We start from the raw sequence: 17,511 nt of genomic DNA on the forward strand, positions 1-17,511 counted from the left end.
TCACTCCGTAAAAAGCGTACTGAACACTTTAGTTACACAATTAGCATCGGAATCAACAAGTTCTCGCATTTTCTGCCTTGCGGCAGTATCAAGATGATACTTGTGAACCCATCCGTTTTCCTCATTGGGTCGGCAAACTGCCCATTCTTTGGCAAGGTCGATACTATCAGTCAAGTAAAAACCTTGCCCGTAGTCATGTTTTTCTTCGCCCTTGCCGTATGCTGGTACTACGATTTTGTTAGGAGAACCGTGAAATAAGATCAACTCGCTCATTTTCGCATTTCCTCCTAAACATCTGCCCTCCGTGCAGGCGGGAACATCTTTTCAAACATAGATTTCTTGATATTTTACATCTTTTCCAACTTACGACGTTGAAGGGCGGTACTCCCAGCAGATACAGGCTTCAGTAGCAGCCCCTAAAAACTATCTGCCAGTATACAAGCCGATATCTGTTTCTTTGTTCTCCCTCATAAATATCCTCGCTGACATGCCGATTTCGGTGAGGGTAACCGAGCAAGAGTCTCAACTAAATCATGAATACGTGGCAGTAAATCGCCTAAATCTATCTCAATTTCTTCGAGACTTGCAATCGCTGCTTTACCAATGAATCGATCGCTCGTGAACGATACGGAGAAAAGCCATGTAATTCAGGTTTCATAAGGAAATTTTAGCATGAAGGTATACGTTTGCAGGGTTTCTAGATATTATTTTGCAGATATTCTAAGTATTGTTTTGCAGATACGTGTGATACTCAAACTAATGCAAGTTATCCCACTATTAGAGATTACTCATAAGTCTGCTTGAAGCACATGTGATAGAAAATAATCTGAACGAAGATGGGCGGTTGACGCTTTGAAAGAAACAGTTAACCGGGTAAAAGCGAAGCAATTTTTTGATGAAATTTTAGGCGAGTCAACGCCAATCTTTAAGGTGAGCATTAAGATGGACAAACTACTGAAAGATTATATTCTGCACGGTATTCTGCCGTCGGCATTAATCCCAGAGGAAACCGTGAATCTAGATTTTACGGCATAACAATATAGCTTGAGGTGCAATGCAAACAGAATGCATTGCACCTCAAGCTATATATTTCCCAGTCTCGTTATTTCCCAGGGGGTGTGTTTGAAGGACTATCCCGAGGGAGTTCAGAGTTGAACTTCGGTTTAGAGCTTAAACGCACGGCTCGGGATTGTGGTTACAAGATCTACTGCTATTTCACGTGCTTCATCCATTTCAAGACGATGCTCAGCTACCATGCGTGCAAGATATCGTGCATCCATCCGGCGAGCCACATCATGCCGTGCCGGGATAGAAGCAAAGGCGCGAGTATCATCAATCATGCCGGAAGTCTTGTAGAACGTGCCGTAAGGCGTCACCTGCTCACGGTAACGCAAAATCGCGTCTGCTTCATCGAGGAACCACCAAGGAGCACCCACATAAACACTAGGATAGTAGCCGGCAAGCGGAGCTAATTCGCGTTGATATACGTCCTGATCCATCGTGAATACTACTACCTGGAAGTTTTCGTGATTACCATACTCGCTCAGCATCGGTTGCAGTGCATGTGTAAATTCAACCGCAGCCGGGATATCTCCGCCCACATCAGCTCCGAGCCGAGCAAAAGCAGCAGAATCATGATTGCGGTGTACTGCCGGGTGGAGCGTCATTACTAAGCCGTCCTCGCAAGCTAAACGTGCCTGATCGTTAAGCATATGCCGCCGCAGTTTCGCTCCGTCTTTTGCGTTAATCTCACCATTCAATGCTTTCTGGTAAAGCTTCTCCGCCTTTTTCGCAGAAAGCCGCACAGTGCCCGCATCTGCATGTGAATGGTCGGAAGAGACGGCACCCATTTCTTTGAAGAACAAGCGGCGTTTGCGCATTGCCTCCAGATGCCCAGCGTAAGTAGAAATGTCTGTATCTGCCGCAGCTCCAAGCGCTTCAGTGAGCTGCTTGAAATCAGGGCGAGCTGGTTCTAAATATTGGTCAGGACGGAAAGTTGGGATCACACGGCCGTCCCATTGCGGATCTTCATTGAGCTGCTGATGGTAACGCAAATCAGAGAGCGGATCATCAGTGGTGGCAAGGAGCGCCAAATTGAAACGATGGTAGAGGGATCGTGGTAAAAATTCTTCCGTCTGCAATTGTTCGTTGATCGTATCGTAAATTTGATCAGCGGTTTCTTCGCTTGGGCGAACATCGATTCCGAAAACTCCTGCAAATACCTGCTCAAACCAGGTCTGCACCGCAGTGCCACGGAAAACCCACCAATTCTTGCAGAAAATTCGCCATGCTTCACGTGCACGATGCGCATCCATCGGGGAACCTACCGGCACGCCAAGATCAGCCAAATCCACGCCGGCTACACCATGCAAAATCCGATTGGTGTAGTGATCTGGCGTGAGCAGCATTGAGGTTGGGTCAGTAAATGGGGTATTTTCAGCAAGCCACTGGGGCGGCACATGCCCGTGCGGGGAAATGATCGGGTGAGCGTTAGCAGCCTCATAAAGTTCGCGGGCGATTTCGCGTTGCTTTGCTTCGCTCGGGAAAAGACGATCAGGATTAAGATTTAGCGGCGTTGGCATAGAAACTCCTTAAATAACATTAATCGTGTCTGCTGATGCTCCAGATGGAGATGCAGATTTTGGATGTAGACGGGAGGGCGCTAAAAACATTGGCTCCAGACGCCGTTGCAAGTAGCTTTGATAGAAATAACTTTAACACGAGAGTGCGGGATAAAGACGTGTGATACCAGTAGTTGGGGATAAGTTTATTGACGTATTAGAGCGGGATGCGAAGGGCTTTCTTATTGCTCGGGATAGCATAGGGAAAAATATTTTTTGGCAAGTTTGCGTACTGTTTAGTTTCTATTTTCAGAGTATTCCCTATTTCGTTGTGGCGTTGCTCATAGTGGTGTGTTTTTACTTTTTAGCGGTAGCTTTTCACCAGCGGGGGGGGGGTAGCATCTTTGCTGCTGTTTAATATTCATCTTTTTTTTGAAAGGAGAGATGCAGTGAATGTTTCTCGTCCACGCAAACTTTTAGCAGTGGTTGCTGTAGTGCCACTGATATTTGCTGGTTTAATTAGTACTGCCTTTGGGCAGCTTGGAATGCCTAGTCCCGAATATCAAATCAATACTGGTAAGCAGGGTTCAATCACCGTTCATAAGTATAAGAACCCAACCGGAGTTCCTGCTGCGGCTACTGGTAAACAACTCGATGATGTTAGTCAACTTGGCGAGACTATGAACGATGTGACCTTTAAGATCACGCAGCTGAAGAAGACGCAAAGCGAAGACTTTGATTTTTCGAAGAGCGGAGATATTATTTTTGCTTCTCAGCTGAAGGCGGAGCAGTTCGTTGATTTTACCACTGGTGTGTGGAAGTCAAATATGGAAGGCTTCAAGGGTAAAAAAACGGATACTCAAATAACTAGAGATCAAGGTGTAGCTACGTTTACTCAGCTTCCCGTTGGTGTTTACCTGGTGCAAGAAACTCAGGCTCCTGCAGGTACGGTGAAGTCAGTTCCGTTTATCGTAGCGATTCCAACCACTGATCGAGAAGCCCGCAATAAATGGATGTATGATCTGCATGTTTACCCGAAGAACTATACTTTGGATGCCACCAAGACGGTAGCTGATGCAGATAAGCATCAAACGCAGGATATTATCTATACCGTACTCACTGATGTGCCAGCATTAAAGGGTGGCGATGAAGATATTGCTTCTTACGAAGTTTACGATCAGCTAAATACCAATGGTGCTACTGCTACATACTCGGAAGATTCTGTAACTAAAGTCGAAATTATTGACAAAAATCAGACGCCACCTACTAAACAAGTTCAGTTTAATGCTCAAACTGATTACACTGTTTCCATCGAAAATGGTGCTGATCAGCAGCCTAAACATGGTCTTCGGGTCAAGTTCAACAAAACTGGTTTAGCAAGTCTTTCTAGCAATTCTCGTGATAGCGAAGCTCTGCAAGTGCGCACCACGATTAAACTCACTGTAGCAGCTGATTTTAATAAACAGGATGGTATCGTGAATAAGGCTGGTTTCCGTACGCGACCATCTAGTAAGAGTGAAGTAGTTGAGAAGCCGACTGATGAAGTGAAATCTTATTTTGGCAAGATTAAGTTGATTAAGACCGGCGCAGATGATCAAACTAAGTTGTCGGGTGCTGAATTTAAGATTTACAAGTGTACGCCACAAGATATCTCGAATGTAACTTTTGATGATATTCAAGAGCAGAATCAGCTTTTCAAGACTGGAAGCTTTGGGAATAACTACAATGCTGGAGTCTTTACTACCGACGGGCAAGGTGAAATCACCTTCCCCACACTGCATGTAAACGATTTCGCAGATAATACTGCAGTCAAGGAAAACAAAGCCGGCTATTGTGTGGTTGAAACTAAAGCTCCACAAGGATACGAATTGCTTCCAAAGCCGGTATTCGTACGTTTAGCAAAGACCGATACAGTAGCTAATGACCAAACCATTATGCATCAGCTGAAGGTAAAGAATGCTCCTTCGCATACTCCAAAGTTGCCGCTCACAGGTGGTGCCGGTATCGCGGCAATTATCCTGATCGGTGCAGCCTTCGTAGGTGTGGCTCTGCTTTGGTTGCGTAAGCGTACCAATAATGCCTAATTTGAGGGCTAATCTTTTAGCGGAATAGCCCTCTTGGGGCTTGTGCGAGCGCACCTTTTCGTGGATAAATTCACGAGCGGATTCTAGGGATTGCTGCGATGATCCCTAGAATCCGCCCACGCTCTTCTTGTGCCCCGCGCTTTGAGCTAACCACTCATTAAAACCTGCTGCAAAAGCAGCACAAAATTCGCAAGCTTTCTAATACTGCTTTAGCTAGTTTAATTCGTATTCATATTTGACGGTGGAGAAAGGAAGAATCGAACTTGGTACAAGGATTGATATCGCCGCGCGTTGAATTACTTGAATTAAACGAGCCTACCGAGCGGGCTACAGCAAATCAGCACAATGATCCAAAGCATCTTGCACCGAAACATGCAATCCTCGGCTGCAGCACAAAAAACACAAATACGATCCGCGTAAAACAGGTGCAAACAAAAAATCCGCGGAAACAGCAGAAAGCTGCATCTGCCGTCGCACCCTTAATCCTACTTTTAATCGGGCTAGTGATTTTGCTGTATCCAGTATTAGCGTCACAAGTAAATAATCATTCGCAACAAGTAGTGGTAGATGAATACCGGAAATTACTACAGAGCGTTCCGAAAAATGATCTCAATCAAGCAATTTTGGAAGCCCAACTATATAACCAGGTTCTCTCCTCAACACCTATGCTGGAGCCATGGCCTGCACGTGTAGCGGAAGATAATCCAGGCTATCAAAACTATTTATCAAAACTTTCCGTATTCCCAATGATGGGTACACTAGAAATTCCCAGTATTGACGTAAATTTGCCGATCTATCATGGCACCACTGATGAAACTCTCGACAAGGGAATCGGGCATCTTTTCGGTACGGATCTCCCCGTTGGCGGCGTTGGCACTCACGCTGTGATCACTGGGCATACAGGTTTGCCTTACGCAACGATGCTCGATCGGCTTGTAGATGTACAAAAAGGTGATACTTTCTCGATTTATGTAGCAGGGGAACATTTGCTTTATCAGGTACGAGAAATCAAAGTGGTTTCACCTGAAGATGTGGAATCACTTTTCCCCGTACCGGATAAAGATTTATTGACAGTTGTTACCTGCACCCCCTACGGAGTTAATTCTCACCGGCTATTAGTGACCGGAGAACGGATTGAACTTCCCGATGGAGATAGCAGTAAAGCGCCTCCTGCTTCCGGATTAGTATGGCAGCCGTGGATGATCGGCGTGATTATTGCCGTGGTACTGGCAGTAGCCTATGCGGTTTTACGAGTGGTGAAAAAGAATCGAAAGCAGGAAGAGGCAGATCATGAATAGTTCTTTTCGCAAGCGGATGCGAGCTTTATTTGCCACGAATATCCTCGCTTTAAGTGCACTCGTTTGCAGCTTTCCGACACTAATTGCGCCTGCCGTAGCTGATGAAAGCCTTTTTCTACCAGTATGCGCAGAGCAAGGTGAATCATTACTAACAGTGCAGCGTGCTGCAAGTAATCCGTATGACGACAAGCCTAGAGATAATCGCGCATGGCAAGTGGAAGTGCGTCAAGTAAGCACTGATACGGATCTGATTCGCGGCAAAAATCAAGACCCAACATATTGGCAGAATTGGTTACGCAAGCAAAATAATAATTTAGCGAGCCTGCCGCTTGCAGCAGCAGGCAAACTCACCGGCGAAAATCTCAGCTTCCCAAATCTGCCTATCGGGATATACGTAGTGAGCGCAAGCTCTGATTCTTCCTTACATCGCTTGGTGCGCCCGAGTCTCGTATCGATCCCGAATTTTGATACGGTACGTGGCTGCTGGAGTAATAGTTCAGTTGTGGCACTAAAAACTATTTCCGATCAGCCGCCAGCCCCACCAGATATGCCGCCGCCAGTACCGCCCTCGCCGAACATTCCACCGTTGGAACGATTGGTGCAAACTGGGGCACCAATTATTGGAGCGGTTTTCCTTTCGCTTGGTTTGCTTTCTTTCGGTGTGATGATTTTGCGGCGCCGAAAGCGGCAGGATCCAAGCTCCTGCGCGTAGATGTGGATTTCATAGCTAGCTGTGGTTGCTGGAAATACTTTGATGAGAATTTTAAGGGAATTGAAGAATGTTAATTAAATTGCAGAGCTTTATTCGCCGTTGCGTGGCTGGGATCGTTTCGCTGCTACTGCTGGCAGGAGTAGTTATTGGCGGTGCCAATGCTGCCTTTGGCGATTCGTGGACTTACACTACACATTACGAGTGGGAATCAGACACCTATTTATTCCCACCGATTGAGCAGACTTTTCCTTTGCAACTTGGAGATTTTCAGCAAAATCAGTCGCTTGCAGTAAAAAGCATTGCAAAAACAGGCGCTGGCAGCGGTGCTGAGAAGTGCGGCATCACTATTACTTGGGAATATACTGCGAACGTCAAAAAAACTGCTTCCCTTGGCACCCTTAATCTCGGCAAAGTAAACCAAGTACAGCGATACTTTACTACCACCCTTGAATCTGGTTTGGGGCAGCCGAAAATCACGAAAATCACAAAAGACGGTCAGACACTCTCGCACAGTGGCAAAACAAGTAGTAACAACACAAACTTGTATTCGACAACGGATTTGCGGAGCGGAAAAGATTTAGAAACAGGAAAATATGTCTATACGATCACCACTGAAGTGATTGCCCCACGTCAGCAGTACGTACTCAATGTACTTACTAATGTGACGGGTACATATCCACCAGGCACAATTCTTGCAATCAGCGGTAAACCGCAATTTGTTGAAAAAGATGAGCAAATCACAGTGCCTTCCGCTTTCGCATATCCACTAGATATGACGAGTAATCAACTGCTGCACGATTGTGCGGGCAACACCCCGCAGGTGAAGTCTTTTGTTGGTGACGGTGTGAATGTGGCAGGTAGTTACGATCCACATAATTCTCAGCAGATCAAATGGTCGTATTCTTATGTGAATAGCAGCGGCACGGCAAAAGACCACATAATCGCCCTCGATTTAGACTCATCCCACCAGCTTCGTAATAGTACGCTGTACTATTATCAGCCTGATACAAATGGCTACAAAATTGTAAAAAATGAATCCGTATCCGGTACTACGGTGAAAGTTCCAGCTTTGAAGCCTGGGTGGATGGTGCAATTAGTTGCAGATACGCAAGTGATTGACGAATATGCAAGCCACACTTTCGCGCAGGCTACGCTTGCGGCGCAAAAAGCTAATTTAGAAGTGCGAAAAGTCTGGGATCGCAGTGTAAAAGAAGCCGAAAAGGTGGATACGCATTTTACCGTCAGCTATTATGCGAAGAAAAATACTGAGCGTACCGTCAAAGAATTAATAATCCCCAAAGGAAAAGAAAGCACGATTCTGCCAGCAGTAGACGTCTTTAATCCACAAGGGTACCGGATTCGCTACGAAGTATCAGAAGCACCAATCACGGGAATGCAGCTATACAATCAGGTAGCTGATGATCAAAAACTGCGTTATATTTTCTATAACGAAAAACTCCAAGAAATAGACGAAACCCCACAGGCAGATACTCCGCAGTGTGGAGGCACTAAAACATTTGGTGTAACGTCATTGAATTTTTCAGACCACCAAGGAACGGGGCAGATCAACCAGTTTCTTTACAATAGTAATAGCTATGGTTGGGGGTCGAAGCTAACAGGTAATTTTACAATCCCGGCAAATGCTGGCGATGGTGATTATTTTACGTTACGGATCCCGCCAGAGCTGAAACTGAATGCGCTAGTTGATTCAAATAAACCACTGGGCACCCTCACCGCAAGTATTAACGGAGCAAATAAGCAAATCGGAAAGTTTTATTTAATCAACTCCGATTTGATTAGCTTTAAGCTCAATAATAATGCGCAGCATAGTTCTTCCTACAATGGTACTTTTAGCATCGGCTGGGATACGAATAAAAGTATTATTAAGCGAGTTAATGGGAATAGCTACGATGGGCGTACAACTTATAGTTGGGGCTTCGAACCGGGCTTTGGCGCAGCTTATGATGTGCGTAACCATAATCAGACATATTTTACAAAAACATTAAGATTTAATACGGAATATATTGGCTTAAATAACAGTGCAGTACCATGCCATTATCATCTTGAGAAGCCGATAACTTTCCATTTTGAAGATAACGAAATCTACGAAATGCTTAAATATGCGAATAAGTATGTAATCGAAGAAACAGAAGATTCGCTTACTTATCGTTTGGTGTTTAACGCTGCTGGAGATACTTGGCTGCGGCAAAAATGGTTCTATGATCGGCTTACCAACACCATTGATTTATATCATGGCAATACGCAGGACGCTTTATATCATGACTTGAAAATTTACCAGGGAGATCCGATTCGTTCTGGTGGTGTAGTGAGTGAATCCTTAAAAGAGTTGTGGCCGGCAAAAAGCGCTACCGCAGATCCGGGGCTGAATATTACTGACGTAGTAATAAAACCAGTGAATTTTAGCCGTGAGGGCTATACCCGTGATGGGAGCAGAATCCAATTCCATCACGAGTTTTACGCTGGCGTATCTGGGCATTCAAATCAAACAATTGTATTTGATGTGAAAACCCGTAAAAAGGCTCCCGCTTCCGATGGGTTTTACTATAACGAAGCAAATTTCTATGTTTCTGGTGGTTCGTTCAAATACGTGATTAATAATAATCGGTATCGGGCGACTCGCGGTATGGGCACCGCCAGCTTTGGGAATACGTACAATGTCAGCTTTATGAAAGTGGACGAAAAAGGTCTGCCAATCAAAGGCGATCCTGCTTCGTTTTATCTAAAATCAAAGCAGGATGGCGTATACAGTTCGAAAGCTGCTACGGATGCGAATGGTATTGTGACCTTCCAAGACGTAATCCCGGCAGGGAAGAAAGGCGATAGTTCGCAGTCTAATGGTGAATATGAGCTAGTTGAAATCAAAGCTCCAAATGGTTACCAGACTGCGGCAAAAATGGATTTACGAATCACGCTTGACCGCAACAATCAACCGCAGATCACATATCAAGGCAAGCAGTATCCTGCCGTCTTGAATAATCATGATTTCAGTAAGCTGTTTCAGGTCAAAAACCAGCCAATTCCGGCATTGCAGATTTCGAAAGTTGACGCAATTACACATGCGCCATTGCCGGGGGCAGTATTAAAACTAACCGAATACGATTTAAGCAAATATAATTTCGGTGCGAATACACAAGGCAATCCTTTGCGCACACTGATGCTCGGCTGTGCTGATCTGGAAAATACCACTTTAACCGCTTGCGAAAATTTGCAGGTCGATAAGTTCCGTCTGCCGCATACCCGCGCAAATCGACTCTACGTATTGGAAGAAATAACCGCACCTACTGGGTATGATCGCTTGACTGAAAAAATTTATATTAAAGCAACAGCAAATGCGCAAACACAAAAAATCGAGTTTGCACAAGTTGATTCGCGTGGGCAGAATGCAAAAACACTTCAATTTGATGCAGATACGGCTAGTTTTACGTATCAGCTTCCAAATAAGCGGATCAACCGGATCGAATTTATGAAGCAGGATGCTACCGGCAATCCGATTCACGATCCCAAGGCAAAATTCCAGCTTTATCAGCAGCAGCAAAATGGAAAGAAAAATATCACGCTGCAAAACGGAGCAACGATAAAAGCTGATACTTACGGCAAAGAAGCAAATATTGTAAATAGCAGTAGTTTTCGGTATTCGTCATTGCCTGATGGGATTTATTATCTTCTGGAGACGGTGGCACCGCAAGGAATGATCACACCTAAATATCCAGTTGCAGTTTTCCATGTAAAACAAGGCACGGTTTATTCTGATGCGCAAGATAATAAAGTAGCGATAAAGAATTATCGGCTTGGCAGATTCAAAGTGATCAAGACGGATGATGCTGCCAAGCCGCAGAAAATGCAAGGAGTAGGTTTTACGCTTTATCAAGATCCTGATTTTGCACGGAAGGTCGGTGTTGAAAAGAAGACCAATGATTTAGGAGTGCTTTATTTTACTGATCTTGAAGCAGGTACCTACTATTTGAAAGAAACCACTGTACCCAAAGGATATAAAGCTGCAAAGCCATTGAAAGTAGTTGTTACCCCAGAAGGGAAAACCTTAGTGGAACAGCCTGCTGGCGCAGCACAACCAATCACTGTCACAGACGCCGCGCATGCTGCCGCTGCTGGCACCGGAACTACCCCTGCTTCAGCAGCTGCAAATCCGCTTGATTTAACTAATAAATTAGGCACGCTGCACCAAAAAGATCCAAAGTTTCCAAATGGAAATACCCAGCGAGTGACGATTAACTCCGGTGTAAGACCAGAAGCGCAAGATATTTTCCTGAATCAAGAAATCGTGCCTGCTGGTGCTCCCAATACTTATCAAGTGAATGCCACGATTAGTGGGGCTGGGATGGTAAACCAGCGTGTAGCTACTGACGTTTTGATTATGCTTGAACGCCGTAAACAGGGCGTAGATATGTATGGTGATGGAAACTTCTATCGTGACCAAATAAGTAAGCATATTATTCAGCCGCTGCAAGCAAAACTACCCGCTGGTTCCCGAATTTCGGTACACGTTTGGGGGACTGATGCGGTGTATCGGAATGTATCCAATAGCGAAGTAATGCCATTTACTGATATTCAAAACGCAAATGCAGTATTCATGCAAAATAGTGGAAAGCTTAACTATGCTACAGACTGGCATACACGGCATTTTTACTACCCAGACAATGAGAAATACGGATTTTCCAAAATTATTCTCGAGACGATGAATAAATCTAATCAAAATAGCCGCAGAGTAGTGGTCAGCTATGCTGGGCACGGTTTGAACGATTACAAACACAATCCTTCCATATTCGCAAGTGAGTGGAATAATAACGATTCAGCAAATTTCCATCAACCGCAAAACAAAACATATTTGAGAGAAATTATGCGAGATTATGAGTTCTACTCCTTTGAAGAAGCAGGAGCACAAGGTCGCACCCGTCATTTGAATCCAAAGTTTGATCCAAATGATCCATCCAGCCCGCAATATACTTACGAATATGACGGAGATCGCTGGATGCGATTCACCCCACTCGGCGACGAATTCTATACAATCGGCGAAGCTGTAGGCGTACAAGAATCACATATGCTCCAAGCAACCAGCTATTTTGAAGAAATTAAGGATGCAGTCGATTCTGGGCAATACAGTCTGCAATTGCAGAAAATAGCAGATATGATCGGCTCGGAAAACGGTAAGCTAGAACTCAAATTAAGTAATAACGTGATCTTCGATGCTGCCAAGAGCTTAAAAGCAGGCACAAATAAAATCGAATTTAAGAGCATTGGTTTATTAAAACCTGGCAATGGGAAAGACCCTGAAATCAGCTACAATCAAGCAACCGGGATGATTGAAGGAAAGAATTTCCAAGTATCGCCAGTAAACGGCGGAAAAGCGAATCCGAGTATTACATTCAGCTACTATCTGAAAGCAAAAGCAGAAGCTGCAGAGCTCAATAAATATCAGCCAATCAATAGTTTCGCCCGATACAATGCGGGGATAAATAGCGGCGGGGTGCAAATGCTGCCAATCCCACAAGTAAAAATCCCAGGGGCAATCTATACCCTGAATCGGCAATGGCATCATGACGTGAGCGAAAGCGACAAGAATCGGCAAACATTGGTTTCACTGATCCGCAAAGATAATAAAGGTACCGCAGTAGTGCAAAGCAAGATTTATAAATCTGAAGCGAATACTGCCTTTGAAGCTGTGCCAGTGTATGACGAAAACGGTATTGCATTCGAATACTCCATAGTTGAAAATGGTTTGCCCGAATATTTAGGCACAGAAATGCAATACAACAACCAAACCGGATACACTGCGATTAAGGGCGCTGACGTTGGCACACAAATGAGAACGCCAGTCAAACTCTACGTTTATCCACGCCCCGTAGAATACGCTGTGCGAAAACTTTGGGAAAATACCCCAGCCGAGCAGCGTAAAGCAGTAACACTGCAACTCCAAGGCCATATTGGAGAACAAGCTGTAAATCTCACTGAATTAGGAGTAGCTGCTACCACAGTTGAGTTGAATAACAGCAAGAATTTTGTACACGTATTCAAAAACTTGCCAGCGCTAAAAGAAGGACAAAAAATCCGCTATAGCGTTATTGAAACAGCGCTTGACGGAAAAGCAATTAACCCAGAAGAATTCCAAGCACAATATGCATACTCCAACACTTCAGCCACGATTACAAATATCAAAACCAGCGAAGTAACAATCGTTAATAAGCATGCAAACTATCTAAAGATTCTCAAACGAGATGCAGAAACTGGTGTTGTACAACCATTAAATGCCCGTTTTGAGATCCAAAAACTCACCGCTGACGGCAGCAGTGCAGATCCTAACTATCGCTATGCGGGTTGGACCTACCAGAATAACAATGACGGTTTAGCTATTAACCACGATACCCCTGCCGGAAAGTATCGACTCACAGAACTCATCGCCCCTGCGGGCTATGAAAAGATTGCTGCACCAATCGTATTTGAAATCCCAGCTAAATATACAAGCGAAATTGTGATCAATAAGTTTGCAAAACTGAGCTATGACACTGCCACGCACACCTATCTCCTCACCATGACTAATAACCGGATCACCGAGATCCCGGGGCGTTTCCCGCTCACCGGCGATATTGGTATCTGGATTTATATCGGTATCGGCGCAATCATCGCCACTATCGCAATTATCTGGCTCCGCCGTCGTACACGAGTGCAGGAAGAATAACACCCAAAACCGCGTAAAGCGCTATACTCAGTAACTGAAAGAAACATATTCCATGCACATACGTGTATTCAAAATTAAGGCAGGAAGAGTATTATCGTGGAAAAAATGAATTTTCAAAAACTGACGAAAATACCTTCCCAAGAGTTGCGTGCACAGATCCTAAAGATCTGGCAAGAAAATACTGAAGCTGGGGCTGCACTCGGAGCAAAGCCAGGAGATCCACAATCCCACTATGCAGAATTGTGTGCAGCACACGAGGAAGCGATGCGCAATGGTAAAGGCATTCTCGTGGTGATGAGTGATCCGAAGCGAGCAGACGAGCTAGTCGGTTTTGCATGGTGGATTATTGGGATTCCAGAAGGCAAACCAGCACACATCGCAACAATTAAACGGATGCAAATAAAGCCTAGCCGCCACGGTGAAAAACTTGGTCGCCTACTTTTGGACTATCTCCATTCGCCTGAAGTAATTGGGATGCTCCCGCAAGAAGTAGAATTTCTGCATCTCCAATTCCGTGCCGGTGAAGGGCTCGGAAACCTCTATGCGCAGTACGGTTATCAGCTAAATGTACGTTGGGATCTGATTCAGCGAAAAGAGCACGGCGAATACTACGGATGGCTCGAAATGATTCGCACCCGCAATGGTGCAGCATTACCGGAAATTAGCTGGTAGATCGCAGCAGGTGAGCTCCCCGAATTTTACGGCTCACGAGAAAACTGAAAAACCAATACCCTTTAATCTAAAATACCCGGATGCGGATTTGCCGGCTTTGCAATCTTGGCAGTTTTACTCACATCGAAGTTTTCGCGGTTTTTGCCGTCTGCGAATGTGCTAAAACAGCTGCTACGATCTCACGAACTTTCGGATTTGCTGCGCCGACACTACCTCGTACCGTCAAAAATGCGGGAACATGAATTTGCTCAGGCACTTCCTGCCTGCCACGGATCTGTGCGCGCAGCAGACGGGCTGCTTCCTGACCAATCCGATGATATGCCCCAGAGAGTGTAGTCAATGGGGGATTGCACAACGGGGCAGCAAGCGAATTATCAAACCCAGCCACTGATACAACTTCTGGCACGCGCAAACCCCGCCGTCCTAATGCCTGAATAAAACCACTCGCCTGCATATCATTAAAAGTGATCACAGCCGATGTGGGCTTTGCCAGCCATTCCTTCGCTGCCTTAAAACCACCTTGCGGATCCGGATCGGTATCATTCGTCCGATACAGTTTTACCCCAATTTCATGGCAATAATTATGCAAAGTCCGCCAACGCATCCCATCCATCCACGAACTATTCGGACCGCGGACGTAAGTGAAAGTCTGGTGCCCTTTGGCAACGAATAAATCCACAAGCTCCCGGATCCCATCCTCCGCATCAGAAGCCACGGAAGGAATCCCAGGGGCAAAACGCTGCACGATTACCGTCGGGAAACGCTTATAAACTTGCGCCAACTGCGAATCTTGTGCCAGCGGCCCCACTAATACGATGCCAGATACGTGCGGTGCCAAAAAATTTGCGACTTCATCAACGCTGCGATTACGAGTGCGTGTTTCAGCCACGATTGTAAAATATTCGTCCTCGAAAGCATCATCGAAACCCGTCATGATATCTTCATGGATCAAGTTCGTAATATTTTGTGTGATGAAAGCAATCGTGGGGATAGCTTTTTTATTCGTAGTGCGCGCAGGGCGATTTTCATAACGATAGCCGAGCCGCTCGGCAGCTTCATAAACAAGATTCAAAGTTTCGTTTGAAACTCGTCCAGGGCGAGAAAAAGCGCGCGAAACAGTTGAGACGGAAACATTCGCGGCGGCGGCAATATCGTATATCGTCACCTTTTTCTCGGTACCTGAGCCTGCCATTTCACTCCTTTGCTTTTTCTAGATTCATCATAGCGAAGAGAAAACAAAAATATGCACAGAAGGAAAAATTCGGCAGTGGAAAAATCGAATTAGTGGCACCAATCTCGGCAGTCTAGCGCGTGGTGCGGGAAAAAATAAGTGCGGACGACTCAGATCTTTGCGCCGTCCGCACTTAACTAACTTACGCTAACTTAGCGAAAGCACACTGATCACCAGCCAAGCTGATCACGCATTTGGATCCACCGCTGGCGCACCTTATATGCATTCGTCTTTGGCAGACGGTCGCGAGTAAACATACCCTTCTTATTTCCGCCTACGCGCATGATTCCAGGGGTGGTCTGGAAATCAGCAAAGTTCCACATCTGTTCGCCAACCACTTCCGGATAATCGTCAAAAACTTTATGGAACATTTCAATCATGTCTTCTTGGAATTCTTCTGACCACGGGCGACGGAAGTAATCTTTTTGCCCAGAAAGCGTATCTGGCCCGTATTCGGTGAAGATAATCGGCTTATTGGGGAAGAGCTTCAGCCAGCCGTCGATTTCATCACGCAAATGCTTTTCCGCATCACCCAAAGCGCCTGTATCTACATACCAACCGTAGTAACGATTGAGCATGATCACATCAAAAAGATCCGTAATCTTTTCCTTCTCTGGCGTGGAAATCATTACGTTTACATACCCGACTGGGCGGGTCGGATCAGCTTCGCGAGCTGCTTGTGCAAGCGGCGCAAAGTATTCGCGTGAAGCATCCGTATGAGTTTCCGGTTCGTTTGCAATCGACCAAATCACCACACAAGGATGATTCTTATCGCGCTTGATCAGATCCCGAATCTCCTGCTCATGAACTGCGCGGGTAGCATCATTAGCGGTTTCCGGAGAGAAAGTAGTGAAGCCTTGATTGCCGAAAATACCGCCGCCAATGCTCATATTCAACCCAACGGCTGGAGTTTCGTCAATTACTACAAACCCCTGCTCGTCAGCATAATCCATGACCTCTTCCGCATACGGATAATGCGAGGTGCGGAAGGAATTTGCGGCCTGCCACTTCATCACCTCAAAATCGTGCACCATCATCACATTATCGTGCCCTTTTCCGCGGATAATGTTATCTTCGTGCCGACCGTAGCCACGGAAGTAGAATGGTTTTCCGTTGATCAGGAACTGGTGATCCTTGATTTCAACGGTGCGAATACCGAAACGCTGCGGGTACACATCCTCGTCCGCAGTGATTTCGAGTGTATAGAGCGCGCCGTGGCCCGGAGCCCAAAAATCTGCATTTGAAACGCGGATCTCGCCCGTAGCACCATCAGCTGTAGCTACCTGCGTCCCCTTTGGATCAAGTACGCGGACGGCGATCTTTCTCGCGCCTTCAGCAATTACCTCGTACTTTACAATGCCGTCAGCGCCAGCAATATCCGTCACGATAGTCACATCTGAAACGTGTACTGCTGGGCGGGTATAGAGCCGTACGGAACGATGGATCCCAGCATAATTGTAGAAATCATGCCAGTAGTGCTGGACGTCTTCGCCTGCTTCGTTTTGATCAATATACCCTGGCGGGATGGATTGCCAGAGGAGACGATTATCGACTGCTACCGTCAGGCGGAACTCTTCGCCCGGCTTTACCAGTTCAGTGATATCAGCTTCAAATGGCAGATAGCCGCCTTTGTGTGTGGCTACTTGTGTGCCGTTAATAAATACTACGGCTTCGTGAGTGACGGAGCCAAAGCGGAGGATCAGTCGATCTTCCCCGTACTTTGGTGCGATCGCAGTGCGCTCATACCACACTACGCCAACGTGATCATGTACATCGGCATCAACTGTCACATCATTATAGGAACCGGGAACCGCCATTGGACGAGTGTCGCGAAGTGGCTGAGCTTCCCAATTTTTGGCAAAACCAGAATTATGGGAATCAACTTTGAAATTCCACACTCCGTCAAGGACGGTCGAGTGACGGGATATCGAATCGCGAACTGATAGCATTGAAGCTCCTTTGCTTTGGTTTAGATGTTAGAAAATCTGTCGTTTACGCCAGTTGTCGAACGCTGTCAGTTTTTCAATCATTGAAAAGCTCGGCAAGGAAAATCGCTAAAACTTGCAACATTGTGCAACAACTAGGAGAAGAGGCTAAATTTCGACGAAGATGGGTCTGATAGCTAACACAATCTGATGAAGGTGTCAGAATACGGGTAAGCTGTAAAGTGCAAGTACACAAATCTCGGCAATACGCAGATTCATGGCGAATTTGGCGGATGTGTCGCAAAGAAAACAGAAA

The 17,511-nt window shown here is 45.6% G+C and carries 10 protein-coding genes; 6 read left to right on the forward strand and 4 right to left on the reverse strand.

Going from position 1 to position 17,511, the window contains the following annotated elements; all coding sequences use genetic code 11:
* Entirely contained in the window at window positions 1-273 is a 273-nt protein-coding gene (locus J2S36_RS07285) for a DUF3990 domain-containing protein (RefSeq protein ID WP_309956978.1), read from the reverse strand.
* Between the two features lie 579 nt (window positions 274-852).
* On the opposite strand from J2S36_RS07285, the gene J2S36_RS07290 reads away from it, so the two are divergent.
* Window positions 853-1,035 carry a hypothetical protein gene (locus J2S36_RS07290; protein WP_309956980.1) on the forward strand — a complete coding sequence of 61 codons (183 nt, stop codon included), beginning with the start codon at window positions 853-855 and terminating at the stop codon, window positions 1,033-1,035.
* A 128-nt stretch (window positions 1,036-1,163) separates the two neighbouring features.
* On the opposite strand, the gene uxaC is transcribed toward J2S36_RS07290, so the two are convergent.
* On the reverse strand, window positions 1,164-2,582 hold the full coding sequence (gene uxaC, locus J2S36_RS07295) for a glucuronate isomerase (RefSeq protein WP_309956982.1): 1,419 nt from the start codon (window positions 2,580-2,582) through the stop codon (window positions 1,164-1,166).
* Window positions 2,583-3,010: 428 nt separating this feature from the next.
* Here uxaC and J2S36_RS07300 point away from each other — a divergent pair, with 428 nt between their 5' ends.
* The 5 genes from J2S36_RS07300 to J2S36_RS07320 all read left to right on the forward strand — a co-directional run bounded on the left by J2S36_RS07300 (window position 3,011) and on the right by J2S36_RS07320 (window position 14,039).
* The gene (locus J2S36_RS07300) at window positions 3,011-4,645 is read left to right on the forward strand and encodes a SpaH/EbpB family LPXTG-anchored major pilin (protein ID WP_309956983.1); all 1,635 of its coding nucleotides are present in this window, start codon (window positions 3,011-3,013) and stop codon (window positions 4,643-4,645) included.
* 263 nt (window positions 4,646-4,908) lie between these two features.
* A complete protein-coding gene (locus J2S36_RS07305; RefSeq protein ID WP_309956985.1) occupies window positions 4,909-5,943 on the forward strand; it encodes a class C sortase in 1,035 nt (344 codons plus the stop codon).
* Window positions 5,936-6,655: a hypothetical protein gene (locus J2S36_RS07310; protein WP_309956987.1), complete on the forward strand. Its 720-nt coding sequence runs from the start codon at window positions 5,936-5,938 to the stop codon at window positions 6,653-6,655. The genes J2S36_RS07305 and J2S36_RS07310 overlap by 8 nt, the downstream gene beginning before the upstream one ends.
* Before the next feature lie 67 nt (window positions 6,656-6,722).
* Window positions 6,723-13,367: a SpaA isopeptide-forming pilin-related protein gene (locus J2S36_RS07315; protein WP_309956989.1), complete on the forward strand. Its 6,645-nt coding sequence runs from the start codon at window positions 6,723-6,725 to the stop codon at window positions 13,365-13,367.
* A 96-nt stretch (window positions 13,368-13,463) separates the two neighbouring features.
* Window positions 13,464-14,039 (forward strand): GNAT family N-acetyltransferase, encoded by a 576-nt coding sequence (locus J2S36_RS07320; protein ID WP_309956991.1) that lies wholly within the window; start codon window positions 13,464-13,466, stop codon window positions 14,037-14,039.
* A gap of 118 nt (window positions 14,040-14,157) precedes the next feature.
* Here J2S36_RS07320 and J2S36_RS07325 read toward each other — a convergent pair whose 3' ends face one another.
* Both J2S36_RS07325 and uidA read right to left on the reverse strand, forming a co-directional pair.
* Window positions 14,158-15,231 carry a LacI family DNA-binding transcriptional regulator gene (locus J2S36_RS07325; RefSeq protein WP_309956993.1) on the reverse strand — a complete coding sequence of 358 codons (1,074 nt, stop codon included), beginning with the start codon at window positions 15,229-15,231 and terminating at the stop codon, window positions 14,158-14,160.
* Between the two features lie 209 nt (window positions 15,232-15,440).
* The gene (gene uidA / locus J2S36_RS07330) at window positions 15,441-17,219 is read right to left on the reverse strand and encodes a beta-glucuronidase (protein WP_309956995.1); all 1,779 of its coding nucleotides are present in this window, start codon (window positions 17,217-17,219) and stop codon (window positions 15,441-15,443) included.
* Window positions 17,220-17,511 lie beyond the last annotated feature (292 nt).

The sequence above is a fragment of the Arcanobacterium hippocoleae genome, from assembly GCF_031456295.1.
Classification (GTDB): Bacteria; Actinomycetota; Actinomycetes; order Actinomycetales; family Actinomycetaceae; genus Arcanobacterium_A; species Arcanobacterium_A hippocoleae.